26 protein-coding genes are annotated in these 24427 nt (G+C 58.5%); 15 read left to right on the top strand and 11 right to left on the bottom strand.

Features of this window, described 5'->3' with window-relative positions; all coding sequences use genetic code 11:
- Window positions 1-152: 152 nt before the first annotated feature.
- The gene (locus AGR13A_RS13335) at window positions 153-2714 is read right to left on the bottom strand and encodes an ABC transporter permease (protein WP_080836144.1); all 2562 of its coding nucleotides are present in this window, start codon (window positions 2712-2714) and stop codon (window positions 153-155) included.
- On the bottom strand, window positions 2711-3421 hold the full coding sequence (locus AGR13A_RS13330) for an ABC transporter ATP-binding protein (RefSeq protein WP_080836142.1): 711 nt from the start codon (window positions 3419-3421) through the stop codon (window positions 2711-2713). Before AGR13A_RS13330 ends, AGR13A_RS13335 begins: the two co-directional genes overlap by 4 nt.
- Window positions 3422-3511: 90 nt before the next feature.
- On the opposite strand from AGR13A_RS13330, the gene AGR13A_RS13325 reads away from it, so the two are divergent.
- Both AGR13A_RS13325 and thpR read left to right on the top strand, forming a co-directional pair.
- Window positions 3512-4162 (top strand): arylesterase, encoded by a 651-nt coding sequence (locus tag AGR13A_RS13325; RefSeq protein WP_035221699.1) that lies wholly within the window; start codon window positions 3512-3514, stop codon window positions 4160-4162.
- A gap of 68 nt (window positions 4163-4230) precedes the next feature.
- On the top strand, window positions 4231-4824 hold the full coding sequence (thpR, locus tag AGR13A_RS13320) for an RNA 2',3'-cyclic phosphodiesterase (protein ID WP_003492455.1): 594 nt from the start codon (window positions 4231-4233) through the stop codon (window positions 4822-4824).
- On the opposite strand, the gene AGR13A_RS13315 is transcribed toward thpR, so the two are convergent.
- The gene (locus tag AGR13A_RS13315; RefSeq protein ID WP_080723063.1) at window positions 4758-5237 is read right to left on the bottom strand and encodes a low molecular weight protein-tyrosine-phosphatase; all 480 of its coding nucleotides are present in this window, start codon (window positions 5235-5237) and stop codon (window positions 4758-4760) included. The genes thpR and AGR13A_RS13315 overlap by 67 nt on opposite strands.
- Before the next feature lie 83 nt (window positions 5238-5320).
- Between AGR13A_RS13315 and AGR13A_RS13310 the strand changes: the two genes are divergently transcribed.
- From AGR13A_RS13310 to AGR13A_RS13280, 7 genes are all read left to right on the top strand, one after another.
- The gene (locus AGR13A_RS13310; protein WP_035221696.1) at window positions 5321-5626 is read left to right on the top strand and encodes a 4a-hydroxytetrahydrobiopterin dehydratase; all 306 of its coding nucleotides are present in this window, start codon (window positions 5321-5323) and stop codon (window positions 5624-5626) included.
- 51 nt (window positions 5627-5677) lie between these two features.
- Window positions 5678-6058 carry a YkvA family protein gene (locus tag AGR13A_RS13305; protein WP_035221694.1) on the top strand — a complete coding sequence of 127 codons (381 nt, stop codon included), beginning with the start codon at window positions 5678-5680 and terminating at the stop codon, window positions 6056-6058.
- Between the two features lie 297 nt (window positions 6059-6355).
- Complete coding sequence (locus AGR13A_RS13300; protein ID WP_035221692.1) at window positions 6356-6859, top strand: invasion associated locus B family protein; 504 nt, start codon at window positions 6356-6358, stop codon at window positions 6857-6859.
- Between the two features lie 266 nt (window positions 6860-7125).
- On the top strand, window positions 7126-8298 hold the full coding sequence (rlmN, locus tag AGR13A_RS13295) for a 23S rRNA (adenine(2503)-C(2))-methyltransferase RlmN (protein WP_078052458.1): 1173 nt from the start codon (window positions 7126-7128) through the stop codon (window positions 8296-8298).
- A 108-nt stretch (window positions 8299-8406) separates the two neighbouring features.
- A complete protein-coding gene (locus AGR13A_RS13290) occupies window positions 8407-9360 on the top strand; it encodes an ABC transporter substrate-binding protein (RefSeq protein WP_035221690.1) in 954 nt (317 codons plus the stop codon).
- Between the two features lie 100 nt (window positions 9361-9460).
- Window positions 9461-10342, top strand: a complete 882-nt coding sequence (locus AGR13A_RS13285) for an ABC transporter permease (protein WP_035221688.1) — start codon at window positions 9461-9463, stop codon at window positions 10340-10342.
- Window positions 10339-11133, top strand: a complete 795-nt coding sequence (locus AGR13A_RS13280; RefSeq protein WP_003492440.1) for an ABC transporter ATP-binding protein — start codon at window positions 10339-10341, stop codon at window positions 11131-11133. The genes AGR13A_RS13285 and AGR13A_RS13280 overlap by 4 nt, the downstream gene beginning before the upstream one ends.
- Before the next feature lie 40 nt (window positions 11134-11173).
- Here AGR13A_RS13280 and AGR13A_RS13275 read toward each other — a convergent pair whose 3' ends face one another.
- From AGR13A_RS13275 to AGR13A_RS24670, 3 genes are all read right to left on the bottom strand, one after another.
- Complete coding sequence (locus tag AGR13A_RS13275; protein ID WP_035221686.1) at window positions 11174-11821, bottom strand: LysE family translocator; 648 nt, start codon at window positions 11819-11821, stop codon at window positions 11174-11176.
- 150 nt (window positions 11822-11971) lie between these two features.
- Window positions 11972-12826: an SDR family NAD(P)-dependent oxidoreductase gene (locus AGR13A_RS13270; protein WP_080836140.1), complete on the bottom strand. Its 855-nt coding sequence runs from the start codon at window positions 12824-12826 to the stop codon at window positions 11972-11974.
- A 153-nt stretch (window positions 12827-12979) separates the two neighbouring features.
- Window positions 12980-13165: a hypothetical protein gene (locus AGR13A_RS24670; protein WP_139786054.1), complete on the bottom strand. Its 186-nt coding sequence runs from the start codon at window positions 13163-13165 to the stop codon at window positions 12980-12982.
- A gap of 1 nt (window position 13166) precedes the next feature.
- On the opposite strand from AGR13A_RS24670, the gene AGR13A_RS13265 reads away from it, so the two are divergent.
- The gene (locus AGR13A_RS13265) at window positions 13167-14390 is read left to right on the top strand and encodes an argininosuccinate synthase (protein WP_035222091.1); all 1224 of its coding nucleotides are present in this window, start codon (window positions 13167-13169) and stop codon (window positions 14388-14390) included.
- 58 nt (window positions 14391-14448) lie between these two features.
- On the opposite strand, the gene AGR13A_RS13260 is transcribed toward AGR13A_RS13265, so the two are convergent.
- The 3 genes from AGR13A_RS13260 to AGR13A_RS13250 all read right to left on the bottom strand — a co-directional run bounded on the left by AGR13A_RS13260 (window position 14449) and on the right by AGR13A_RS13250 (window position 16667).
- The gene (locus tag AGR13A_RS13260) at window positions 14449-15645 is read right to left on the bottom strand and encodes a multidrug effflux MFS transporter (protein WP_208612397.1); all 1197 of its coding nucleotides are present in this window, start codon (window positions 15643-15645) and stop codon (window positions 14449-14451) included.
- A 5-nt stretch (window positions 15646-15650) separates the two neighbouring features.
- Window positions 15651-16109 carry a MarR family winged helix-turn-helix transcriptional regulator gene (locus AGR13A_RS13255; RefSeq protein WP_080836138.1) on the bottom strand — a complete coding sequence of 153 codons (459 nt, stop codon included), beginning with the start codon at window positions 16107-16109 and terminating at the stop codon, window positions 15651-15653.
- A 132-nt stretch (window positions 16110-16241) separates the two neighbouring features.
- Window positions 16242-16667 carry a hypothetical protein gene (locus tag AGR13A_RS13250; protein ID WP_080836136.1) on the bottom strand — a complete coding sequence of 142 codons (426 nt, stop codon included), beginning with the start codon at window positions 16665-16667 and terminating at the stop codon, window positions 16242-16244.
- A 176-nt stretch (window positions 16668-16843) separates the two neighbouring features.
- On the opposite strand from AGR13A_RS13250, the gene AGR13A_RS13245 reads away from it, so the two are divergent.
- The 4 genes from AGR13A_RS13245 to ppa all read left to right on the top strand — a co-directional run bounded on the left by AGR13A_RS13245 (window position 16844) and on the right by ppa (window position 22316).
- Entirely contained in the window at window positions 16844-18904 is a 2061-nt protein-coding gene (locus tag AGR13A_RS13245) for a M3 family metallopeptidase (RefSeq protein ID WP_080836134.1), read from the top strand.
- 163 nt (window positions 18905-19067) lie between these two features.
- Entirely contained in the window at window positions 19068-20888 is a 1821-nt protein-coding gene (gene typA / locus AGR13A_RS13240; RefSeq protein ID WP_003523483.1) for a translational GTPase TypA, read from the top strand.
- A 217-nt stretch (window positions 20889-21105) separates the two neighbouring features.
- Window positions 21106-21612, top strand: coding sequence for a GNAT family N-acetyltransferase (locus AGR13A_RS13235; protein ID WP_006698245.1), 507 nt, complete (start codon window positions 21106-21108; stop codon window positions 21610-21612).
- A gap of 170 nt (window positions 21613-21782) precedes the next feature.
- A complete protein-coding gene (gene ppa, locus AGR13A_RS13230; RefSeq protein WP_035221677.1) occupies window positions 21783-22316 on the top strand; it encodes an inorganic diphosphatase in 534 nt (177 codons plus the stop codon).
- Window positions 22317-22352: 36 nt separating this feature from the next.
- Here the strand turns inward: ppa and AGR13A_RS24950 are convergent, their stop codons facing one another.
- Together AGR13A_RS24950 and AGR13A_RS24945 are read right to left on the bottom strand one after the other, a co-directional pair.
- Window positions 22353-22658: a DUF167 domain-containing protein gene (locus AGR13A_RS24950; RefSeq protein WP_167377495.1), complete on the bottom strand. Its 306-nt coding sequence runs from the start codon at window positions 22656-22658 to the stop codon at window positions 22353-22355.
- Entirely contained in the window at window positions 22655-22945 is a 291-nt protein-coding gene (locus AGR13A_RS24945; protein WP_003492418.1) for a YggT family protein, read from the bottom strand. Before AGR13A_RS24945 ends, AGR13A_RS24950 begins: the two co-directional genes overlap by 4 nt.
- A gap of 249 nt (window positions 22946-23194) precedes the next feature.
- Between AGR13A_RS24945 and AGR13A_RS13220 the strand changes: the two genes are divergently transcribed.
- Complete coding sequence (locus AGR13A_RS13220; RefSeq protein ID WP_080836131.1) at window positions 23195-24427, top strand: MFS transporter; 1233 nt, start codon at window positions 23195-23197, stop codon at window positions 24425-24427.

Here is a 24427-nt window from a genome sequence, read left to right as displayed (position 1 = left end):
TTCAGCAAGCCTGCCCAAGAATATGATGGCAGAACGTGTCCGATACAAGGCCTTTTCCGGTCGAAAAGACACCATATGCGCGAAAAGCGCTCACGTTTCGGCGATCATTACAAAGAATTAATCGTTAAAGTTAAGCAGCGCACAACCGATGATTATTCACCCGCTTGCCGCAAAACCGGAGCGGCCTTCTGTCCGAGAATCCGCCAGGTACCGATGAGGCCGATACCCACCGTCATGACGAGGGCGACGACGAGCGTGCCGATCGCCACATCCGGCAGGAAGGTGGAGGGCAGTTTCATGATGCGGGCAATCACGAACCATGCCGAGACGCCGCCGGCGAAAAGTGCGAAAACGGCGGTGGCGAGGCCGAGCATCATGTACTCGTAGGAGAAGGCGCGGATGAGCAGATTGCGCGTGCCGCCCAGCGTTTTCAGGATAACCGCGTCATGGGTGCGGGCGCGGTTTCCGGCGGCAAGAGCGCCGGCGAGAACGAGAACGGATGCTATCAGGGCTACGGCCGCTGCGGCACGAATGGCAGTGGCAAGCTGGCCGACAAGCCGGTTGACGACATCGAGGGCGTCCTTCACACGCACGCTGGTGATCGTCGGGTAGGCGTTGGTAACGGCGCGCAATATCTGGCCTTCATCACTTGCGGATGCGGAAGGGTCGGCGAGTGTCGCGAGCCAGGCATGCGGTGCGCCGCGGAACGTGTTTGGCGAAAACACCATGACGAAATTGATCGACAGGGATTCCCATTCGACATTGCGCAGATTGGCGATCTTCGCCGTGATGCTGCGGCCGAGCACATTGACGGTGACGCTGTCGCCGATCTTGAGGCCCAGTTCCCGCGCCTCTTCCGCCGCAAAAGAGACCAGCGGTTCGCCGCTATAGTCCTGTCCCCACCACGTTCCTTCTGTCAGTGTCGCGTTTTCGGGAACATCCTGCGAATAGGTAATGCCCCGATCGCCGCGCAGCACCCATCGACCGGCCGGCGGCACATCCATTTTTGTCACATCTTCGCCGTTGAGCGCGAGAATCCGCCCGCGCAGCATCGGCACCTCGGTCAGCGTACCTTCCGGCGCTTCCCGCTTCAGGAGATCGCGGAAGCCCTGCAGCTCGCTTCCCTGAATATCCACGAAGAAGAAATTCGGCGCGCGGTCCGGCAGGCTGTCCGTTAGTTCGCGGCGCAGATTGCCGTCGATCAGCGTCAGCGTCACAAGCAGGGTGAGGCCGAGGCCAAGGGAAAGGACGACCGAGGGGGTAAGTGCGCCCGGGCGATGGATGTTGCCGATCGCCAGACGGAGGGCGGCCGAATGAACACGCGGGCTACGTTTGGCGATGGCCTTCACACCGGACGCCACGAGCCGCAGCACCACGAAAGCGAAGGCGATGGCGGCGAGGAAAACCGAGGCGATGAAACGGTCTTCCGCCGAAAATATCGCAAGTGCTGCGAGCGCTGCCAGCAGCAGGCCGGTGGCGGCCAGATAGGGCCAGGAGGGCCAGCTGCCCTCTTCGAAACCCTGTTCGCGGAAAAGCGCCGTTGCGGGGACCTCGCGTGCCTGACCAAGAGGCACGATGGCGAAGGCAAGCGTCGTCAACAGACCGAACAGCGCAGCGAGGCCGAGTGCGCCGGGATAGAAGGCGAGTTCTTCCGGCACCGGAAGCACGCCTTCCAGAAAGCGCATGGCGACCAGCGGCGCGATGGCGCCCACCGCAAGGCCGATGACGATGCCGACAACGGCAATGAAGGCGATCTGGAAGAGATAGGTCATGGTGACCACGGAGGCCGGGGCGCCCAGGCATTTCAGCGAGGCGATCGTGGTGCGTTTGGAATCGAGAAAGGCGCGAACGGCGTTGGCGACACCGACACCGCCGACGATGAGGGCGGTAAGCCCCACCAGCGTCAGGAATTGCGAGAAGCGGTTGACGTTTTCGGTGAGCGAGGGGGCTGCGCGGTCGCTGGTGCGGATGGACCAGCCCGCATCGGGGAACGCCTTGTTGGCCGCGTCGGTCATCGTTGTGCGTGCTGCCGGGTCGTCCAGCCGGATTTTATAGGCATGTTCGACCAGGCTGCCGTTCTGAACGAGACCCGAGGCAAAAAGGGCATCGCGGCTGACCATCAGCCTCGGTGCAAAACCGAAGCCATCGGACAGCGCGTCCGGTTCGTCGACCACGGTGCCGGTCAGTTTAAGCTTCGCATTGCCAAGCAGGATTTCATCACCGACCTTGATGCCGAGCCGTTCGAGCAAAAGCGGCGCAGCGATTGCGCCATAGGTGTCACCGGTCGCGGCCAGAAGCTCGCTCAGCGGCTGATTGGGATCCGCCACGAAGGTACCGTAGAGCGGATAGGCGCCATCGATGGCCTTCACTTCCGTCAAGGTCTGTTCGGAACCGTCGGCAAGGCGTGCCATGGAGCGCAGCCCGGTGGAAACGGCGATCTTGCCGAGGCCGTCGAGATAGGCCCTTTCCTCTGCGGTCGCCTCCCTGTTGCGCAGTTCGAAACGCACATCGCCCGCCAATATGGATTGGCCTTCCGTGGCGATGGCGCTGGTGACGGCGCGTGACACGGAATTGACGGCTGCAATGGCGCCGGTTCCGAGCGCGATGCAGGCGAGGAAAATGTAAAAGCCGCGCAGGCCGCCGCGAATTTCCCGCCGCGCGAGCCTCGCGGCGTTCCGGATATTGGCGAAAGACGGGAGAAAGGAGCCGATCATGCCGAGACCGCCCGCGCCATCTGGGCCTTGGCGCTGTCACCCTCTATTTCGCCTGAGCGCACCTTGATCTGCCGTGAGCAGCGGGCAGCCAGCGAGGGGTCATGGGTGACGAGGACCATGGTCATGCCGCGTTCGGCCTGTTTTGTAAAAAGAAGATCGGCGATCTGCTTGCCGGTATCTGTATCGAGATTGCCCGTCGGTTCATCGGCGATCAACACGGCGGGGGAGGGGGCCAGCGCGCGGGCGATGGCGACACGCTGCTGCTCGCCGCCGGAGAGTTGACCGGGATAGTGGTTGAGGCGTTCGCCCAGACCGACGGCCACGAGTTCCCGTTTGGCGATCTCGAAGGGGTTCGGAACATTGGCCAGTTCCAGCGGAACGGCGACGTTTTCCAGCGCTGTCATGTTTGCGATGAGATGGAAGGACTGGAAAACGATGCCGATATTCTTGCCGCGGAAATCCGCGAGCGCATCTTCGCCGAGCTTGTGCAGCTCCGTGTTCGCGATGACGATCTCACCGCTATCAAGCCTCTCAAGCCCGGCAAGCACCATGAGAAGCGTCGATTTTCCCGAGCCGGACGGGCCGACAATGCCAACCGCCTCGCCTTCGCCGATGGCAAGATCAATGTTCTTGAGAACGTGAACGGAGGCGGCGGCGTTGCCGAGCGTGAGGTCGGCTTTCTTCAGCTCTATGATGCTTTTCGTCACAATTCTCGTTCCTATATATGATGAAAGCGGTATGGCGCAGTCGATGCGGTCGGTACTTCGGGCAATGCGAAACAAGTTAGGAAAGCCGAGATGAGATTTAAAGCCGCCCTGTTTCACTTCATCGTCATTTTTGCAGCCGCCTTTTCTGCCTCCGTGGCCACGGCTCAGGAGCGGACATTGCAACTGGTCGGCCTCGGCGACAGCCTCATGGCCGGGTATCAGTTGCCCCCAACCGACAGCTACACTGCACAGCTTGAGGCTGCATTAAAAGCCAGGGGCATGAATGTCACCGTTACCAATGCCGGTGTGTCCGGAGATACCTCTTCCGGCGGTCTGGCGCGGGCGGAATGGTCTGTTCCTGACGGTACGGACGGGGTCATTCTGGAACTCGGGGCAAACGATGCATTGCGTGGTATTGCGCCGGAACAAACGGAAAAGAACCTCGACGCCATTATTTCCGGTTTTCAGAAACGCAATATAGCCGTCTTGCTGGTCGGCATTATGGCGCCGCCGAATATGGGCGAAGATTATGCCAAGCGCTTCAATCCGATCTATCTGCAGCTTGCGGAAAAATACAACCTGCCGCTTTATCCCTTCTTTCTGGATGGCGTGGTTACAGATGACAAGCTGAAGCTGGATGACAAGATGCACCCCAATACGCAAGGAGTTGCCATGATGGTCGAGAAATCTTTGCCGGCTGTTGAAAGCTTCATCAAGACAATCGGTGCGCAAAAAAAATAAGCACTTGCGCCCGCCTGCATTGCGTGATTCGCTATGCTTGTTCTGCCAAGAGATTCGGGGAGCTCGCCATGCCGAGACTGTTTACCGCCCTCGAAATTCCGCGCAATGCGGCTATGAGCCTCTCATTGTTGCGCGGTGGTCTGCCGGGAGCCCGGTGGATCGATGTGGAGAATTATCACATAACCCTGCGTTTTATCGGTGATATCGACGGGCGGACCGCCGATGAGGTCGTTGACCGGCTGGATCGGATCGAAAGGCCGGAATTCCAGCTCAATCTCACCGGCATGGGTTCCTTCGGTTCCAAGAAACCGCATTCCATCTGGGCAGGGGTTTCCCCCTCACCGGAAATGCATGCGCTGCAGGCCGAGGTCGAGAGAATTTGTCAGAGGATCGGTCTCCCGCCCGATCCGCGCAAATTCATGCCGCATGTGACGCTGGCGCGACTGCGCTCCTCGCGTCTGGACGATGTGGTGCATTATCTTTCCGGACGCGGCAACTTCCGCACCTCGCCCTTCACGGTCGGCCGTTTCGTGCTGATGTCGTCGAAGGAATCGGTGGGCGGTGGACCTTACATCGTCGAAGAGGCCTTCCCGCTTCACGAGGCGCGATCCAGCTCCATCTTTTCGAGCAACGAGCTGCATCCCGCCAAAAGCATGTTGTAGACGCTCAGAAAGCCGTCTTCACCGCCGAAATATGGATCGGGGACGCTATCGCGGCGTCCCGACGCATAGTCCAGAAAAAGGTGGATTTTGTGCTTGCGGTTTTCCGGCGCCTTTTGGAGCAGCTTCGCCAGGTTGCTCGTATCCATGGCAAGGATGAGATCGAAGGTTTCGAAATCGGCCTGACTAACCTGCCTTGCCCGTTGCCGGGAAATATCGATGCCATGCTTGCGGGCCACCGCAACCGATCTGCGGTCCGGGGCGTTGCCCGCGTGCCAGCCGCCCGTTCCGGCGGAATCGACGGTGAGCTGGTCTGCGACACCTTTCAGTTCGGCAAGATGGGCAAAAACGCCTTCGGCGAGGGGTGAACGGCAGATGTTGCCCATGCAAACAAACAGAACGGATGTGCGTTTCATGAGGATTATGGGTCGCTCCGGCAATTCAAGCGTGCCATGGTTGTGCCGGTACGGCAGGCGCCCTGTCACGCGGAGGTGAAAACATGAAATATCCCAGACTTGAGCAGGACGCCATCCGGCAGGAGCTCTTAAAACTTGAAGGCTGGTCGCTGCGGGAAGATGGCGCGGCAATCGTCAGATCTTTCAAGTTTTCGAGTTTTGCGGAGGCTTTCGGTTTCATGGCGGAGTCCGCCCTTGTGGCGGAAAAGCTCAACCACCACCCGGAATGGTCCAATGTCTACTCGCGGGTGAAGGTCTGCCTCACCACGCATGATTCGCAGGGCGTGACCGAGCAGGATTTTCTTCTGGCCGGTGCCATGCAGAAGGCTGCCGCCGGCCGGGGGAATTGAACGCTGGGCCATAAGTCCCATATAATAGCCGTGACCGGAGGACCGTCGATCATGGATGATGTGAAAATCGGTGAAATTCTTCTGCCCGGCGAAAACGACAGGCAGGAAGAGCGCGAGAGCGTCGTGCGTGCCAAATTCTGGCCGAAGCTGAAGCGCGTGATGACGAAGGTGCCGTTTGCGCGCGACGCGGCGGCTGCCTATTATTGCGCGATCGACCGCGACACGCCGCTGCGCGCCAAGGGCATCATTCTCGCTGCTCTCGCTTATTTCATCATGCCGATGGATGCCGTGCCGGATGTATTGGCGGTCATCGGTTTTACCGACGACATCGCGGTTATCACCGCCGCCCTTGCCATGATCCGCGCCCATATCAAGATGGAACATTACGACGCCGCGGACGCCATGCTGAAAAGACAGCAGGAAGCCGGGTAACGTGTCTGTGATGTGCCTGCCCGGTCGAGCCCGGCAGGTGACAAATTCTTGCCTGAATTTGTGTGTCATACACATGACGGAAGGACGTGCCTCGCCCTTCTCCTCAGGGTGCTGGGAGTCGCCGATCTGTAACACTGCAAGACGTTTTCGGCATTTTATGCGTGTTGTTGACGGTTTGGTAACCGCTTCCTGACCACAATGAGAAAAGACGATCCGCACCTGAACGTGGCCGATCCATAAAATGGAGCCCGCCGCTGCTTCGGGCCAATGGAAGACAATAACCCGGCAGGAAATTCTATGTTTGTAAGAAGTGTAGCAACCGCAGTGGCCATTTTGCTGACCAGCGTCGGCGTAGCATCTGCACAGTCGCCCACGCGCATCCAGCAGTTCAATGCATGGGGTGCCTATTCGTACAAATCGGGCAACAGCACCGTCTGCTACGTTCTTTCCATTCCGACCGCCAAGGAACCGGCAAGCGTCGATCACGGTGATATCTTCTTCATCGTGTCGCAGCGTCCGGGCCAGAACATCTCCTATGAGCCGCAGGCCATGGTGGGTTACCCGCTGAAGCAGGGTTCCAAGGTCAATGTGACGATCGATAACAAGAACTTCGTCATGTTCACCAAGGACAAGGCTGCCTGGGTTGAAAATGCTGCCGAAGAACCGGCTCTCGTGGCTGCGATGAAGGGCGGCAAGTCGATGACCGTCAAGGCCGTCTCCGGCCGCGGTACCGCGACGTCCTATTCCTATTCGCTCTCGGGCATTTCGGCCGCTCTCAAGCAGATCGAGAGCTGCAAGTAATACTGACACTCTGTCAGCTTGGTGGATGGCCGATCATGGATCGGCCATTTGCGTTTTTACCAGTTTGATGCTAAACGCGCGGCAACATTGACAGGCGGATGCGCGAAAAGTGCTCCGCCTTTGATTTTCTCGACATGCAGACGATTTTCCGCCTATCCGACAGGCCGGTCGTGCGATGCATGGAATGATGGGATAGCGTGATGTCCGTAATGCAAGCCCCTGCCGGCCTGGCAGTCAAAACCCCGCTGATCGCCAATAGCGATCTCATGTCCGGCAAGCCGTCACTGATCGGCCTGACGCGTGAGGACATGGGCGAGGCGCTGGCCGAAATCGGCGTGCCGCAGAAGCAGGTGAAAATGCGCGTCAGCCAGTTGTGGAACTGGCTTTATGTGCGCGGGGTCTCGGATTTCGACAATATGACCAATGTCGCCAAGGAGCTTCGCGAGAAGCTGAAGGCGGCCTTCACCATCGCCCGCCCGGAAATCGTCGAAGAGCAGATCTCCAATGACGGTACCCGCAAATGGCTGATGCGTTTTCCGCCGCGCGGTGCGGGACGTCCCGTCGAGATCGAGACTGTCTATATTCCCGAAGAGGGTCGCGGCACGCTGTGCATTTCGAGCCAGGTGGGCTGTTCGCTGACCTGTTCCTTCTGTCACACCGGCACCCAGCGCCTGGTGCGCAATCTGACGGCTGAGGAAATCCTCTCCCAGCTTCTGCTGGCCCGCGATCGGCTCGGCGATTTTCCCGATGGTTCGACACCGGTTGGCGCTTATGTGCCGAGCGAAGGCCGCAAGGTCTCCAACATCGTGATGATGGGGATGGGCGAGCCGCTCTATAATTTCGAGCATGTGAAGACGGCCCTGCTGATTGCGACCGACGGCGACGGCCTGTCGCTTTCCAAGCGTCGCGTCACGCTCTCCACCTCCGGCGTTGTGCCGGAAATCTTCCGCACCGGGGATGAGATCGGCGTGATGCTGGCGATTTCGTTGCATGCGGTGCGTGATGAACTGCGCGACATGCTGGTGCCGATCAACAAGAAATATCCGCTGAAGGAGCTGATCGAGGCCTGCCGCAAATATCCCGGCCTTTCCAATGCCCGCCGCATCACCTTCGAATATGTGATGCTGAAGGATGTGAATGACAGCCTGGAAGACGCCAAGATGCTGGTTCAGCTTCTGAAGGGCGTTCCGGCCAAGATCAACCTCATTCCGTTCAATCCATGGCCGGGTACGAATTACCAGTGCTCTGACTGGGCGCAGATCGAGAAGTTCGCCGATTTCATCAATCAGGCGGGTTATGCCTCGCCGATCCGCACGCCGCGCGGCCGCGACATTCTTGCCGCCTGCGGTCAGCTGAAGTCGGAATCGGAGCGCATGCGCAAGACGGAGCGGCTGGCTTTCGAGGCGATGATGATCGCCAACCACGGCGCTGATGACTGAATAAGTCACAACTGCGCCAGAAAGCTTGGCTTGCGGCGGTTCTACGATTGATTTCGGGCTGTCTTGTTTCTAATAAGACGGCAATAAGAAACCAACTGGAGGATACCCATGCGCGCATTTATTCTGGCGCTCGCAGCCGCGAGCGCCCTCGTTCTGCCGGCCAAGGCTGAAAACGTCACCGTTGCCGTCACTGCCATCGTCGAACATCCGGCGCTTGACGCCGCCCGTGATGGCGTCAAGGCCGCCCTTGCGGAAGCCGGTTACAAGGAAGGCGAGAACCTCAAGTTCCTCTACGAGTCCGCGCAGGGCAATCCCGGCACCGCAGCGCAGATCGCGCGCCAGTTCGTCGGCGATGCGCCTGATGTCATCGTGCCGATCTCCACGCCGTCGGCACAGGCCGTCGTTGCGGCGACGCGCGATATTCCGGTCGTCTTCACGGCCGTTTCCGATCCGGTCGGTGCACAGCTCGTCAAGAGCATGGAAAAGCCCGGCCGCAACGTGACCGGCCTTTCCGACATGCTGCCGGTTGGCGAGCATCTGGCGCTCATCAAGGAAATTTCGCCGAACGCGAAGTCCATCGGCTTCATCTACAACTCGGCCGAGGCCAACTCCGCTTCCACTCTCGCACTGCTGAAGGCTGAAGCCGAAAAGGCCGGCCTGAAGATCGTCGAATCCGTCGCCACCAAGTCCGCTGAAGTTCAGGGCGCAACACGCGCGCTGGTCGGCAAGGCCGACGTGATCTACGTTCCGACCGACAACACCATCGTTTCCGCTTTTGAGGCGGCAGCCGGCGTTGCAGCGGAAGCCAAGATCCCGCTTTATGCCGCCGATACGGATTCCGTCGCGCGCGGTGCGGTTGCTGCCCTCGGCTTCAACTATTTCGACGTTGGCAAGCAGACCGGCGCCGTGGTTGTCCGTATCCTCAAGGGTGAAAAGCCGGGCGACATTCCGGCCACCGTTGCTGTCGGCACGGATCTGGTGATCAACAAGAAGGCCGCTGAAAAAGCAGGCGTCACCTTCCCGGAAAGCGTGACCAAGCGCGCCACCAAGGTCATCGACTAACAACCGAACTTCGGGCGGCGGCAAACCCGCCGCCCGCTTTGCGCGGCACGAAAACAATGCCCGCATCCGCCGACATGGCGGCAATAACAAGGACATTACCGTGAGCCAAATCGCCTTCTGGGGTGCCGTGGAGCTGGGACTGGTCTTCGCTTTCGTGGCGATCGGCGTCTATCTCGCTTTCCGCGTGCTTGATTTTCCTGATCTGACCGTTGACGGTTCGTTTCCGCTCGGCGCTGCCGTGGCGGCCGTGCTGATCATTTATGGTCTCAATGCCTGGGTCGCGACGGCGATTGCGATGGTCGCGGGCGCTGCCGCCGGCATCGTTACGGCCACGCTGAACGTCCGCTTCAAGATACTCAACCTGCTTGCGTCGATCCTGACGATGATCGCGTTGTTTTCGGTCAATCTCCGTGTGATGGGGAAACCGAATGTGGCGCTGCTCAATCAGGATACGATGATCTCGCCATTCTATGGCCTTGGCCTTTCCGAATATCTCGTGCGGCCGCTCTTTGTCGGCGCACTGGTGGTGATTGCGGTCATTCTGGTCTGGCGTTTCCTTGAAAGCGATGCCGGCCTTGCCATGCGGGCAACGGGTGCCAATGCGCGCATGGCGCGGGCGCAGGGTGTGAAGACCGGCAACCAGATCTATCTCGGCATGGCGCTTTCCAATGCGCTGGTGGCTCTCGGCGGCGCACTGTTTGCGCAGACCAACGGTTTTGCGGATGTGACCTCGGGTGTCGGCACCATCGTCGTCGGGCTTGCGGCCGTCATCATCGGTGAAACGCTGTTCGGCGCACGGGGCATTCTGATTGCGCTGATCGGCTGTGTTTTCGGCTCCATCGCCTATCGCCTTGCCATCCAGCTTGCTTTGTCGAGCGATGTGCTGGGCCTCAAGGCATCCGATCTCAATTTCGTAACGGCGGTATTGGTGGCCATCGCATTGATCCTGCCCCGACTGCGCCGCGGGGGAGCAACATCGTGATTTCCCTTTCCGATATCCAGGTCGTCTTCGGGCGCGGAACGCCGCTGCAAAAGCAGGCGCTGGCCAAGATCGATCTTACCATTGAGACCGGTTCCTTCGTGACGGTCATCGGCTCGAACGGGGCTGGAAAATCCACGCTGCTTGGCGTTCTGGCCGGTGATGTCCTGCCGACGGCCGGAAAGGTGACGATCGGCGGCGCCGATGTAACCCGCAAGCCGACCGCGAGCCGCGCTGGACGCGTGGCGCGCGTGTTTCAGGACCCGCTGGCGGGCAGCTGCGGCGCGCTGACGATCGAGGAAAATCTGGCGCTTGCGGCATCACGCGGAGAGCGTCGCGGTTTGTTGCCGGCGCTTGGGCGCGGCAGGCGGGATTTCTTCAAGGAGCGGATCGCTTCGCTCAATCTCGGCCTGGAAAATCGCCTGAAGGACCGTATGGACCTGTTGTCCGGTGGGCAAAGACAGGCGGTCTCGCTTGTCATGGCGACGCTTTCCGGCTCGGATGTGCTGCTGCTCGATGAACATACGGCAGCGCTCGACCCTGGTATGGCGGAGTTCGTGATGGAACTGACCCGCAAGGTGGTCTCCGAGCGCAAGCTGACAACGCTGATGGTCACCCACTCCATGCGCCAGGCGCTGGATTATGGCGACCGCACCATCATGCTGCATGCCGGTGAAATCGTGCTCGACGTATCCGGTGAAAGCCGCAAGGGTCTGGAGGTCGAGGATCTGATCGACATGTTCCGCAAAATTCGCGGCCAGACGCTCGACGATGACGAATTGCTGATCGGCTGATTGTTTGAAAAGGCGCCTTCGGGCGCCTTTTCGTTTTCCGTCAGCGCGCTTGCGTGAAGAAAATCTTGAAAGCGAAAATCGAAAAGACGCCGGCGATCGTATAGTCCAGCCCGCGCAGAACCTTCCTGTTGCGTTGCAGCCAGGCGGAGAGAACATCGGCGGCAATCACGATGCCGATGCCGATCGGCAGCGCCACGATGATGGACCAGAGCCCAAGAAAAATCAGCTTGCCGGTGACGTGCGGATCGGAGGCGCTGACGAATTGCGGCAGGAAGGTCATGAAAAAGATGATGATCTTCGGGTTCAACAGATTGACCCAGATACCGTTCAGCAAGGCCCCCTTCAGGGAAGATTGCGGTTTTTCGTCGGTCGTCTTGACCATCACGAAATCTGAACCTTTGCGGATCGCCTGAATGGCGAGCCAGACCAGATAGGCGGCGCCGCCGGTCTTCAGGATCATGAAGGCGGTCGGTGAGGCGACGATGAGCGCGGCAACACCGAAAGCGACAAGCATGGTATGTACGGTGATGCCGATATTTGTTCCCAGAAGCGTCATGAAACCCGCTGTGCGGCCCTCGCGTAGCGAACGGCTGATCCACAGCGTCATGTCGGGTCCGGGCGTTACCGCCAGAAGCAATATGGCAATGGTGAAGGCGGCAAGTGTTGGCAGGCTTGGAACGAAATCCATCGCGGCACCCGTGAAATCTTGAGGTTGCCGTTGCTTAACGCGATTTCGCGTTTCTGCCAATGTTTTTGCATGCCGATGAAATGGCGGGCAAAGCCGAGCCGGTCATGACGAAAGCCACCGCAATTTTCAAATCGCGGTGGCTCCAGACATTCAGTTTTTCAGGAAGCTGGTGAAGGCGGCGGAATATTCCGTGTGCCAGCGCGACAGCGGCGGACGGTTCTGGACGATATCCTGAGCCGCCCAGAGAATGCGCTTCTCGTCCGTCGGGCGATCCACTTCCCCGTCCGGGCAGAGGATGTAGAAATCACCCTTGCCGATACTGTCGACCATGAAGTCGACGGTCTGCTCGCCGGTCCACGCCCCTGCCGGCTTTTCCGTCCTGCCATGCGCTGTCAGGCCTGTAAAGACGAAGCCAGGGATCAGGAGATGGGCGGAAACTGCGCCGTTCGGAATATTGCGCAGTTCGTGCTGGAGCGCTTCCGTGAAGGCTTTGACACCCGCCTTCGAGACATTATAGGCGGGATCGCCGGGCGGGGTGGTTATGCCCTGTTTCGAGCCAGTATTGATGATGAGCGAGGCCTCGCCATGGGCGATCATGCCCTGCCCGAAGACGCGGCTGCCATTCACCACGCCCATCAGGTTGACGTTGATGACTTTTTCCCAATTGGTCTGCGGGCCGAAAATGGCGCTTCCGGGCTGGATACCGGCATTGTTCATCAGCACATGAACCCGTCCGAAACGCTGGATGACGGCACGTTCCAGCGCTTCCAGCTCATCGAGTTTCGACACGTCGGTGGGGATTGCGACGATCTGCGCCTCGCCGTCCTTTGCGACGGCCAGAATATCCGCGTGCGCTGCGGCGAGCCTGTCGCCATCGAGATCAGCGAGCACGACGCTCATGCCGAAACCGGCGAATTTGCGCGCGGCGGCAAGTCCGATGCCGGATGCCGCACCGGTGATGACGGCGACATTATCTTCCTTGAATGCGGGGTGGATGGTCGTCATAGGTTTCTCCTTCGCGTCGTTTTGTGCTGTTTCCAGCCGTTTGCAACGTTGCCTGAACCCTGAGTGGCTTCATTCACGGTCTTCAAGTCGATCGAGACGCTCCATGTTAAAGCGCGAAATTCCATAATGCATGTGACAATCCCTTCGTTCCAGTCATGAAGAGCCGGTCGCCTGCATTTGGCCTTTCGCAAATGCGCGTTGCCCTTTCGTGCCTTTCGTTGTTTTGTCGCGCATCTTTTCCGAAAATCGCTTCACAGTTTTGGGGTTGCACTGTAAAAGTGCCGAAATCCCAAGGAAATGGCGGTACCCCGATGCCGTCATCATGCAGATGGACATCATTATGGCACTCCCGAAAGACGTTAAGAAAGTCGTTCTCGCCTATTCCGGCGGCCTCGACACCTCGATTATCCTGAAGTGGCTTCAGACGGAACTCGGCGCGGAAGTCGTGACTTTCACCGCCGATCTCGGCCAGGGCGAAGAGCTTGAGCCGGCACGCAAGAAGGCTGAGATGCTGGGCATCAAGGAAATCTTCATCGAGGACGTCCGCGAAGAGTTCGTGCGTGATTTTGTTTTCCCGATGTTCCGTGCCAACGCCGTTTATGAAGGCGTCTATCTGCTCGGCACCTCCATTGCCCGTCCGCTGATTTCCAAGCACCTGATCGAGATCGCCAAGAAGACCGGCGCCGACGCCATTGCGCATGGCGCCACAGGCAAGGGTAATGACCAGGTCCGTTTCGAGCTTTCGGCTTATGCGCTGAACCCGGATATCAAGATCATCGCCCCCTGGCGCGACTGGACGTTCAAGAGCCGTACCGACCTCCTGAACTTCGCCGAACAGCACCAGATCCCCGTTGCCAAGGACAAGAAGGGCGAAGCGCCTTTCTCGGTTGATGCCAACCTTTTGCATTCCTCCTCCGAGGGCAAGGTTCTGGAAGACCCGGCACTGGAAGCTCCGGAATATGTGCATATGCGCACTATCTCGCCGGAAGCGGCCCCGGACAAGGCAACCGTCATCAAGGTCGGTTTCCGCAAGGGAGATGCCTGCTCCATCAACGGCGTTGAAATGTCGCCGGCCACGCTTCTTGCAACGCTGAACAATTACGGTCGTGAGAACGGCATCGGTCGTCTCGATCTCGTTGAGAACCGTTTCGTCGGCATGAAGTCTCGCGGCGTTTACGAGACGCCCGGCGGCACCATCCTGCTGGCCGCGCATCGCGCGATCGAATCCATCACGCTTGACCGGGGTGCAGCACACCTCAAGGACGAGCTGATGCCGCGTTACGCCGAACTGATCTATTACGGCTTCTGGTTCTCGCCCGAGCGTGAAATGCTGCAGGCTCTGATCGACAAGAGCCAGGAACATGTGGAAGGCGAAGTGACGCTGAAGCTCTACAAGGGCAACGTCATGGTAACCGGCCGCGAGAGCGCCAAGTCGCTTTATTCCGACGCGCTGGTAACCTTCGAAGACGACCACGGCGCTTACGACCAGAAGGATGCGGCAGGCTTCATCAAGCTCAATGCGCTGCGCCTGCGCACCCTCGCCAAGCGTAACCTCAGCAAGTAATTTTCACTGAGGTACAGATAAGAAAAACCCGCAGGCGGGAACGCCCTGCGGGTTTTTTTCACGTCTGTCTTTTGGACACGATCCTGAAGCCGATATAGCTTGCGACTGCCGTAAACTCCATCACCGGGATGATGATGCCAAAGCCGGTGAGAGGCGAGCCGACCAGCGAGGCCGCGGCCCCGCCCGCAAAACCCGATCCCATCTGGATAAAACCCATCATGGCCGATGCCGAACCGGCAATGTGCGGGAAGGGCGCAAGCGCGGCCGTCACCATCGAGGGCGTCAGCAAGGCGATGCCGACTGTCGCTACCGCCACGGGGCCCATGATGGAGAGGAAGGACGGCGGCACCAGGAACACCGACAGCATGATGAGAAGGCCACCCGTGCCGGAAAAACAGAGGCCGAGCATGACCGAACGGCGGTCGCCCAGCCGCGGTGCGATATAACGCAGGGCGATGGAGCCGAAGAAATAAGCGCCGGTCTGCATCAGCATGCCAACGCCGAAGGCTGTGGGGGACATGCCGACTTCGTTGATAAGGATGAAGGTCAGCATGGTCGCCTGCGCATAAAGCGCGCCTATGGAGCCGCCGAGTACCAATGCGGCGAGAAGAAAACGCGGCTCGGTCAACAACGTCCCATAGGCTGAGAGAAGCCGACGGGGACGGATCAGGCTTCTGTCCGGGACCGTCGTTTCGCGCAGAAAAACCACGACAGAGAAGATGGCGATGGCGCCGAGGCCGGCCATCAGGAAGAACACCGATTGCCAGCCGAAAGCCGCAAGTGAAAGCCCGCCGATTGTCGGGCCCATGGCGGGACCGACGGCCAGCATGATGCCGATGAGGTTCATGATGCTGGAGGCTTCCGCGCCGGCAAACTGATCCCGCACCACGGCGCGCGCCACCGTCATGCCGACGGAGGCGCCGATGCCTTGGACAAGCCGGGCAAAAAGCAGCACTTCAATTGTCGGGGCAAGGATGGCGAGCAAGCCGCCGCCGAGAAAGATCGACAGGAAGACGAGGCTCGCCTTGCGCCGCCCGAAGGCGTCGGACGCCGGCCCAGCAAGCAGCTGCGCTATGGCAAAACCGGCAAAATAGAGGGAGAGACTGAGTTTTACGGCGGACTCGGTGGTGGCGAAAACCCGTGTCAGCTCCGGCATGGCCGGCGTGTAGATCGACATGGAAATGGGGGCCAGCGCCGTCAGCAACGCTCCAAGAATTGCCGTGCGCCTTGTTGACATGATCGTTTTTGACGACATTGCGATCAGCCGTTCTGGCCCGGCTGTTCCGGTTGCAGATTGTTGCGAAGCGTCTGCAGGAAGCTGCGGAAGAGCGCGACTTCCTCTTCATTCAGGCCCTGCGTGGCATGGCGAACGAGCTCATCGATCTCTTGGCGCACGGCCTCCAGCATGTCGGTGGAGGTCTCCGTCAGCACGATGCGCTTGGAACGCCTGTCCTGAGGGTCCTGCTGGCGTTCGATGAGGTTGAGAGATTGCAGCTTGTCGAGATAGGCGCAGATTGTCATGGGTTCGATCCCGAGACGGGCGGCGATGTCCGACTGCTTGCTGCCATCCACAACGGCAACCGTCAGCAAGGCTCTCGCCTCGCCGGGGGTCAGGCCCAGCCCGGCCTCAGAAATACGGCGCTCAAATGCACTGTTCAGCAGGCGTGCGCCGCTGTTCAGCAAAAATGCCAATGAATCTTTTTCGCGTTTAGTGCCCATGCTTCGCCTTTTCGTAAGCCAGCCTTACTAAATTCCGGGCGATAAGCAATGGTAAGCAAATCATATTGTCGAAAATCGAGTAAAGTATTTGTCAGTTCGGTCGCGGGACGCTCCGCAACATAATGATAGTCATCACGTCGAAGCTAAAAAAGACAGCACATCCTGCATTTTCTCCACTTCATCTGCGGTGCCGATAGAACGGGCAATCTCCATCCTGTCGGAAAAATAGGTCACAAAGTCGAAATCCGTATCATCGGTTAGATCGGCTGTATCGATCACCTCGCCATTGGCGTTCAGCGTCTGTGCCGGTAGTTCGGACGAGAGCTCAAGCCAGGTATCGTGGCTGATTTTCCCGGCCTCGTAATATTCCTGTGCGATTTCCCGCAGTTCGCGGGGGCTGATGCGGGTGAAATCGATGCGATTTATCGTCTCTTCGAAGCCGGTCGCTGCGTCGGGCTGGACTGCCTTGCCGAAATCGGTGCTGTCTACAGGTCTGGCGTTTCTGGAATTGTCTCTGAAAAGGAAATTATTAGAGGCCCTTAAAGAATAAATCTCCATAATACATATCTCCATCATGGGATATTATTGCGATGAATCAGACCACGCCGTCGCCCGACCGGTCAATACTTCGCGATGGCGGCACCTGCGTATTCCACACCAAATTCCGGCATATTGAATTGGCGGTGGAGGCGTGCCCATATGGGCTTAAACCGGAATTGTACAAGGAAGATGAAATGCCAGCCAAGACCGTCGCTTATCCCGCACTCGTTACCTGGAACGGTCATAACGGTCTGCCAAAATTCGATGCGGTCAAGGATGAGGATTTCGGCCCCGCCTTCGATGCTGCGCTTCTGTCTCACGAACAGGAAATCGATGCGATTGCCGGTAATGTTCAGGCGCCCACCTTCGAAAATACCGTCACCGCACTCGAAATCGCGGGCGATGAGCTTTCCCGTATTTCAGCCCTGTTCTGGAACAGGGCAGGGGCGCACACCAATAGCGCCATTCAGGCGCTGGAGCGGGAAATCGCGCCGAAAATGTCACGGCATTATTCGAAGATCGGCATGAACGAGGCCCTGTTCAAACGTATCGACACGCTGTGGGACGAGCGAGATGCGCTTGGCCTGACGGGCGAGGAGAAGCGGGTTCTCGAGCGACACTGGAAGGGCTTCGTGCGCTCCGGCGCCAAGCTGCCGAAAGACCGTCAGGAGCGTCTTGCGGCGATCAATGAGGAACTTGCCGGTCTCGGTGCGAAATTCGGGCAGAATGTGCTGGCGGATGAAAAGAGCTGGAAGCTGCTGCTCTCCGCGGAAGAGGAACTTGCCGGCATTCCCGGTTTCCTGCGTGATGCGATGGCGGGTGCCGCCCGCGAGCATGGTGAGGACGGCAAATTTGCCGTCACCCTTTCCCGCTCCATCATCGAACCTTTCCTTACCTTTTCCGAGCGTCGTGATTTGCGTGAACAGGCCTTCAAGGCATGGGTGGCGCGTGGCGAAAACGGCGGCGAAACCGACAATCGCGATACCGTTCATCGCACGCTGGAACTGCGTGAGGAAAAAGCAAAGCTTCTCGGTTACGCGAATTTTGCTGCCTACAAACTGGACGACACGATGGCGAAAACGCCCGATGCCGTGAACAGCCTTCTGGGGCAGGTCTGGGAAAAGGCCGTGGCACGCGCCGGCGAGGAAGAGGGAGAGCTTGCCGCCATCATCACCCAGGAGGGCAAGAACCACGATGTTATGCCCTGGGATTGGCGCCATTATGCGGAAAAGCTGCGAGCGCAGAAATTCAGCTTCTCCGAGGCTGAATTGAAGCCCTATCTGCAGCTGGAAAAAATCATCGAGGCCTGTTTCGATGTGGCTAACCGGCTCTTCGGAATTCGCGCCGTCGAGATCAAGGATGTCGCTGCCTATCATCCGGATGTGCGGGTTTTCGAAATCCGCGATGCCAAGGGTGATCTGAAAGCGATGTTCCTCGGCGATTATTTCGCCCGTCCTTCCAAGCGCTCCGGCGCGTGGATGAGTTCTTTCCAGTCGCAGCACAAGTTGCCCCTGAAGAACGGCACCGTTGGCGAAATACCGATCATCTACAATGTCTGCAATTTCGCAAAACCGGCCGAGGGCAAGCCTGCGCTGCTGTCGCTTGATGATGCGCGCACGCTGTTTCATGAATTTGGCCACGCCCTGCACGGCATGCTGTCTGATGTCACTTATCCTTCCGTTTCGGGAACGGGCGTTTCGCGTGATTTCGTGGAGTTGCCGTCGCAGCTTTACGAACATTGGCTGACCGTTCCGGAAATTCTGGAAAAATACGCGCTGCATTACGAAACTGGCGCTTCCATGCCGAAAGAACTGCTGGACAAGGTGCTTGCGGCCCAGACCTTCAATGCCGGTTTCAGCACCGTGGAATTCACCTCTTCGGCAATTGTCGACATGGCGTTCCATACCCGGAAAAGCGTGAACGATCCCATGGCTGTGCAAGGCGAGGTGCTCGCCGCGCTCAACATGCCAAAGTCCATTGTCATGCGGCATGCGACACCGCATTTCCAGCATGTGTTTTCGGGGGACGGATATTCGGCCGGCTATTATTCCTACATGTGGTCGGAAGTGCTGGACGCCGATGCCTTTTCTGCCTTCGAGGAAACCGGCAATCCCTTCGATGGCGAAATGGCGCGCAAATTGAAGGACAATATCTACTCCGTCGGCGGCTCCATCGATCCGGAGGAGGCCTATCTTGCTTTTCGCGGCAAGATGCCGAGCCCGGATGCCATGCTTTTGAAGCGAGGCCTCGTGTAAGAGTCCGGTATAAAAGGCTGTCATATTTCTGAGCTAGAACCTGAGCGCAGGGGCCTTATGACAAGGCCCCCCCTTTCGCATTTGCAAAAAAAAGGTTATGAGCGCGCCAAACTAAATTGGCGCATCTCACGATAGTGGCGCCCAACCTCAGAGATTTTGAACAATGGCACTTCGCAACATCGCGATCATCGCGCACGTTGACCATGGAAAAACGACGCTCGTGGACGAGCTTCTGAAGCAGTCCGGCTCGTTCCGCGACAACCAGCGTGTCGCCGAGCGCGTGATGGATAGCAACGATCTCGAAAAGGAACGTGGCATCACCATTCTCGCCAAGGCGACCTCGGTGGAGTGGAAGGGTGTCCGCATCAACATCGTCGACACCCCCGGCCACGCCGACTTCGGCGGTGAAGTCGAGCGTATCCTGTCGATGGTGGATGGTGCGATCGTTCTGGTCGATAGCTCGGAAGGCCCGATGCCGCAGACCAAGTTCGTGGTCAGCAAGGCGCTGAAGGTTGGTCTTCGCCCGATCGTCGCGATCAACAAGATCGACCGTCCGGATGGCCGCCACGAAGAAGTCATCAACGAAGTCTTCGACCTCTTCGCAAACCTCGATGCCACCGACGAGCAGCTCGACTTCCCGATCCTCTACGGTTCGGGCCGTGACGGCTGGATGAACGTCAACCCGGAAGGCCCGAAGGATCAGGGTCTTGCGCCGCTGCTCGATCTGGTTCTCGAACATGTTCCGGAGCCCAAGGTTGAAGAAGGTCCGTTCCGTCTGATCGGCACCATCCTTGAAGCCAACAACTTCCTCGGCCGCATCATCACCGGTCGCATTGCTTCCGGCTCCATCAAGCCGAACCAGGCGGTGAAGGTTCTCGGCCAGGACGGCAAGGTTATTGAAAACGGCCGTATCTCGAAGATCCTCGCATTCCGCGGCATTGAGCGCACGTCAATCGAAGAAGCCCATGCCGGTGACATCGTCGCCATTGCAGGCCTCTCCAAGGGTACTGTTGCCGACACCTTCTGTGACCCCTCCGTCACCGAGGCGATGACCGCGCAGCCGATCGACCCGCCGACCGTTACCATGTCGTTCATCGTCAACGACAGCCCGCTGGCTGGCACCGAAGGCGACAAGGTCACGAGCCGCGTTATCCGTGACCGTCTGTTCAAGGAAGCCGAAGGCAACGTTGCGCTGAAGATCGAAGAAGCCGAAGGCAAGGATTCGTTCTTCGTTTCCGGCCGTGGCGAATTGCAGCTGGCCGTTCTGATCGAAACCATGCGTCGCGAAGGCTTCGAGCTTGCCGTTTCGCGTCCGCGCGTCGTCATGCACAAGGATGAGAACGGCACCCTGCTGGAGCCGATCGAAGAAGTTGTGATCGACGTTGATGAAGAACATTCCGGCGTCGTCGTCCAGAAGATGTCCGAGCGCAAGGCTGAAATGGCCGAGCTTCGTCCTTCCGGCGGCAATCGCGTTCGTCTGAAGTTCTATGCGCCGACCCGTGGCCTCATCGGCTACCAGTCGGAGCTTTTGACCGACACCCGCGGCACGGCGATCATGAACCGTCTGTTCCACGACTATCAGCCCTTCAAGGGCCAGATTGCCGGCCGCGTCAACGGCGTTCTGCTGTCGAACGGTTCGGGCGAAGCTGTCGCCTACGCCATGTTCAACCTGGAAGATCGCGGCCCGATGATCATCGAGCCGGGTGAAAAGGTTTATGCCGGTATGATCATCGGTATTCACTCTCGCGATAACGATCTCGAAGTGAACGTGCTGAAGGGCAAGCAGCTGACCAACATCCGCGCTGCCGGCAAGGATGAAGCCGTTAAGCTGACGCCGCCGATCCGCATGACGCTTGATCGCGCGCTTTCCTGGATTCAGGACGACGAGCTGATGGAAGTGACGCCAAAGTCCATCCGTCTGCGCAAGATGTTCCTGGATGCCAATGATCGCAAGCGTTTTGAAAAGGCCAAGCTCGCTGTCTGATTGCGGCTTGTTGTTATGAATTTGAAAGAACCCGGCCTCGAGCCGGGTTTTTTTTATGCGTTCGTTTTTATGTGTGCATGAGTCGAAAGGTGCTTGTGCCAAAGGTTAAGGATGCGTTAATTTTTATCGGTCGTCCACATGAATAGGCTGTGGGTAAGCTTGCCGGCGTTAACCTTTATGACTGGTAAGTTTCCGTGGCCGGGGCCAGAATCGCGTTATGAAAACGTTATCCATCGATGTTCGCCGTGCTGAACCGCATGATGCGCGCGCCATCTCCGAGGCGCACCGTCTGTCGTGGCAACAGGCCTATGCCGGGCTAATCCCGCACAGGCCGTTGACGCAGATGCTGGAGCGCCGCGGCGAAATCTGGTGGAAGAAGGCGACCAAAGGATCCGCCACCATGCTGGTGGTGGAAGTGGCCGGCGTGGTTGCCGGATATGCGACACTGGGCCTCAGCCGTGCGCGCGGGCTGCCGCATGATGGCGAGATTTACGAACTTTATCTGCGCCCGGAATATCAGGGCATCGGGCTTGGCTCCCTGTTGTTCACGGAGGCGCGCAGGCTGCTGACGTCGCTCGGCTGCAACGGCATCGTCGTCTGGTGCCTCGAAGACAGCGATGTCGCCAATCGTTTTTTCCGCTCGCATGGCGGCCGCGATATTGCAGAAGGCATGGAAGACTTCGGCGGCAAGTCACTGCGCAAAGTCGGTTTCGTCTGGAACTGATAAAAATTGCGGGTGGATTTTAAGCCCGTTTGATCTTTCCGCCTTTGCCATGCGCAATAGCGATACCCTCAAATCCCGCATTCTGCCTTATCCGCCCAAAGCCGTGTTGCAATGCGGCGACTTTCCCAGTATCGAAAACCAAATCCAACCCGTCGAATTGAGGGAAGCGAATGCGTATCGATGCAATTTCCGTAGGCAAGAATCCGCCGGATGACGTGAATGTCATCGTTGAAGTGCCGGTCGGTGGCCATCCGATCAAGTACGAGATGGACAAGGATGCGGGTGCGCTGGTCGTCGATCGCTTCCTCTACACGCCGATGACCTATCCGGGTAACTATGGTTTCGTGCCGCACACGCTGTCTGACGATGGCGACCCGATCGACGTTCTCATCTGCAACACCCGTCCGCTGGTTCCGGGCTGCGTGATCAATGTTCGCCCCATCGGTGTCATGATCATGGAAGATGACGGTGGCAAGGATGAGAAGATTCTGGCCGTGCCGGTTCCGAAGCTGACGCGCCGCTACGACAAGGTCCACAACTACACCGACCTGCCGGAAATCACGCTGAAGCAGATCGAACACTTCTTCGAGCACTACAAGGATCTGGAGCCCGGCAAGTGGGTGAAGATGGGCGGCTGGCAGGATGTCGACGTTGCCAAGAAGCTGATCGTTGAAGCCATCGAGCGTTACAAGGCGCAGGGCTGATCAGCGCTGAGCTTTGTGTAAGCATCGGGTCGATGCCTACAGATTTTTAAAAAGCTTTTCGAAATCCTCCGGGTCGGTATCGACCCGGAGGATTTTTTTGCGCGCCGTTTCGCCTGAAATGAAGGTGATGGAAGATTTGGGCAGGCCAAGCTTTTTCGCCAGCAAAGCAATAAGGGCCTTGTTCGCCTTGCCGCCTTCGGGCACGGCGCTGACGCGTATCTTCAGATGCGCGTTTCCGTCCGCATCCTGTTCCACGCCGTCAATCGCATCCCGCCCGCCATTCGGTGTGAGGCGAACAGGCAGGCGGACATGATCATGGTGCTTTTGCCAGGGGCTGCTCAAACGGTCATCGGATAGAGCGTGTTCCACATGAAGGAGCGGATGAAGAAGATGATCAGCAGCAGGATGATCGGCGAAATGTCGATACCGCCGAGATTGGGCAGAATGCGGCGAATGGGGCGCAGGGCCGGTTCCGTGACGTTGACCAGGAAACTCCCGATGGCGTTCACGAACTGGTTGCGGGAATTGATGACGTTGAAGGCGTAAAGCCAGGAAAAAATAGCGCTGGCAATCAGCACCCACGTATAGAGGTTCAAGGCCAGATCGATGGTCTGAAACAGGGCAAGCATCAATATCTCCGTATCTTGGTTGCTAGACATTTAGACATTGAACCGTGAACCGGCAAGTGTTGCGCCAGATCGTAATGATCTTTGGTCGGATCGACCGTCGATCACCATAATCCGGTTCATGGATTTGCAGCGGGATTTCAGACGGAAACCGATCATATTTTTCGTCATCCCCCTGAACGGAAGGGCTGGCGCTTCCCGTGATATCGATCTATTGCAAACTTCTCATATTGTCTCGAGAGCGCCCAGCCGATGTCCCTGCCTTCTGCCGAAAACCGCTTCGGTGCATTCCGGCACAGTTCCTATCGTCGTTTTTTCAGCGCCCGGTTTTTTTCGGCCTTCGCCATCCAGATCGTCAGCGTTTCCGTTGGCTGGCAGATGTATGAGGTCACCGGCAATGCCTTTTATCTTGGTCTGATCGGTCTCTTCCAGTTTCTGCCGTCGCTGCTTTTGATACTCGTCACGGGAACTGTCGCCGACAGGCACAATCGCCGGCGCATCATGGCCATATGTCTTGTGATCGCGGCCGGTTGCGCCGCGGCCCTGCTTGGCTTGACGGTGACGCACAATTTTTCTCCCTGGCCGGTCTTCGCAATTCTCGTCGTGTTCGGGATCGAGCGTGCCTTCATGGGGCCTGCGGTTCAGTCACTCGCCCCCAATCTCATACCAGTCGAGGATTTGCCGAACGCCATAGCCTGGAATTCTTCCTCCTGGCAGATGGCGTCCATTCTTGGCCCCGTCGCCGGCGGCCTGCTTTATGGTGCTGGCGCGTCCGTCGCCTATAGCGTCGCATTCGTTCTCTTCATCGTGTCGGCGGCGTTGGCCGTGACAATCCGTAAACCAGAACAGCGCGGTCCAGCGAAAGCCATCAGCCTTGAGACAATGCTGGCCGGGTTCAAATTCATTTCGCAGGAGAAAGTGGTTCTCGGCGCAATTTCGCTCGATCTCTTTGCCGTCCTGCTCGGCGGCGCTGTCGCCCTGATGCCGATTTTCGCCAAGGAAGTGTTGACGCTGGGCCCATGGGGCCTTGGGCTTCTGCGCGCAGCTCCCGGTATCGGCGCCATCACCGTTGCGGTTATTCTGGCGTTCAGGCCCATCCGCCACCACGCCGGCCTTCTGATGTTCGTTGGCGTCGGCCTCTTCGGTATTTCCGCCGTGGTATTCGGGCTTTCCGAAACGGCATGGGTGTCCATTGCCGCATTGGTGGTCATGGGCGCATCGGACATGGTGTCCGTTTACGTGCGGGAGACGTTGATCGCGCTCTGGACGCCGGATGAGGTGCGCGGGCGCGTGAATGCGGTCAACATGGTGTTTGTCGGCGCTTCCAACGAGCTGGGGGAATTCCGCGCCGGCACCATGGCCCATGTGGTCGGTGCGGTGCCGGCCGTCGTCATCGGCGGAGCGGGCACGCTTGCTGTCGCGGTTATCTGGGCACTCAGCTTTTCAAAGCTGCGCAGGATCGACAATCTGGATGCGCCGCACTGA

This window comes from Agrobacterium genomosp. 13 str. CFBP 6927 (assembly GCA_900012615.1).
Classification (GTDB): Bacteria; Pseudomonadota; Alphaproteobacteria; order Rhizobiales; family Rhizobiaceae; genus Agrobacterium.
Note: the sequence above shows the minus strand (reverse complement) of the source record. Positions and strands in the feature narration are given on the sequence as shown.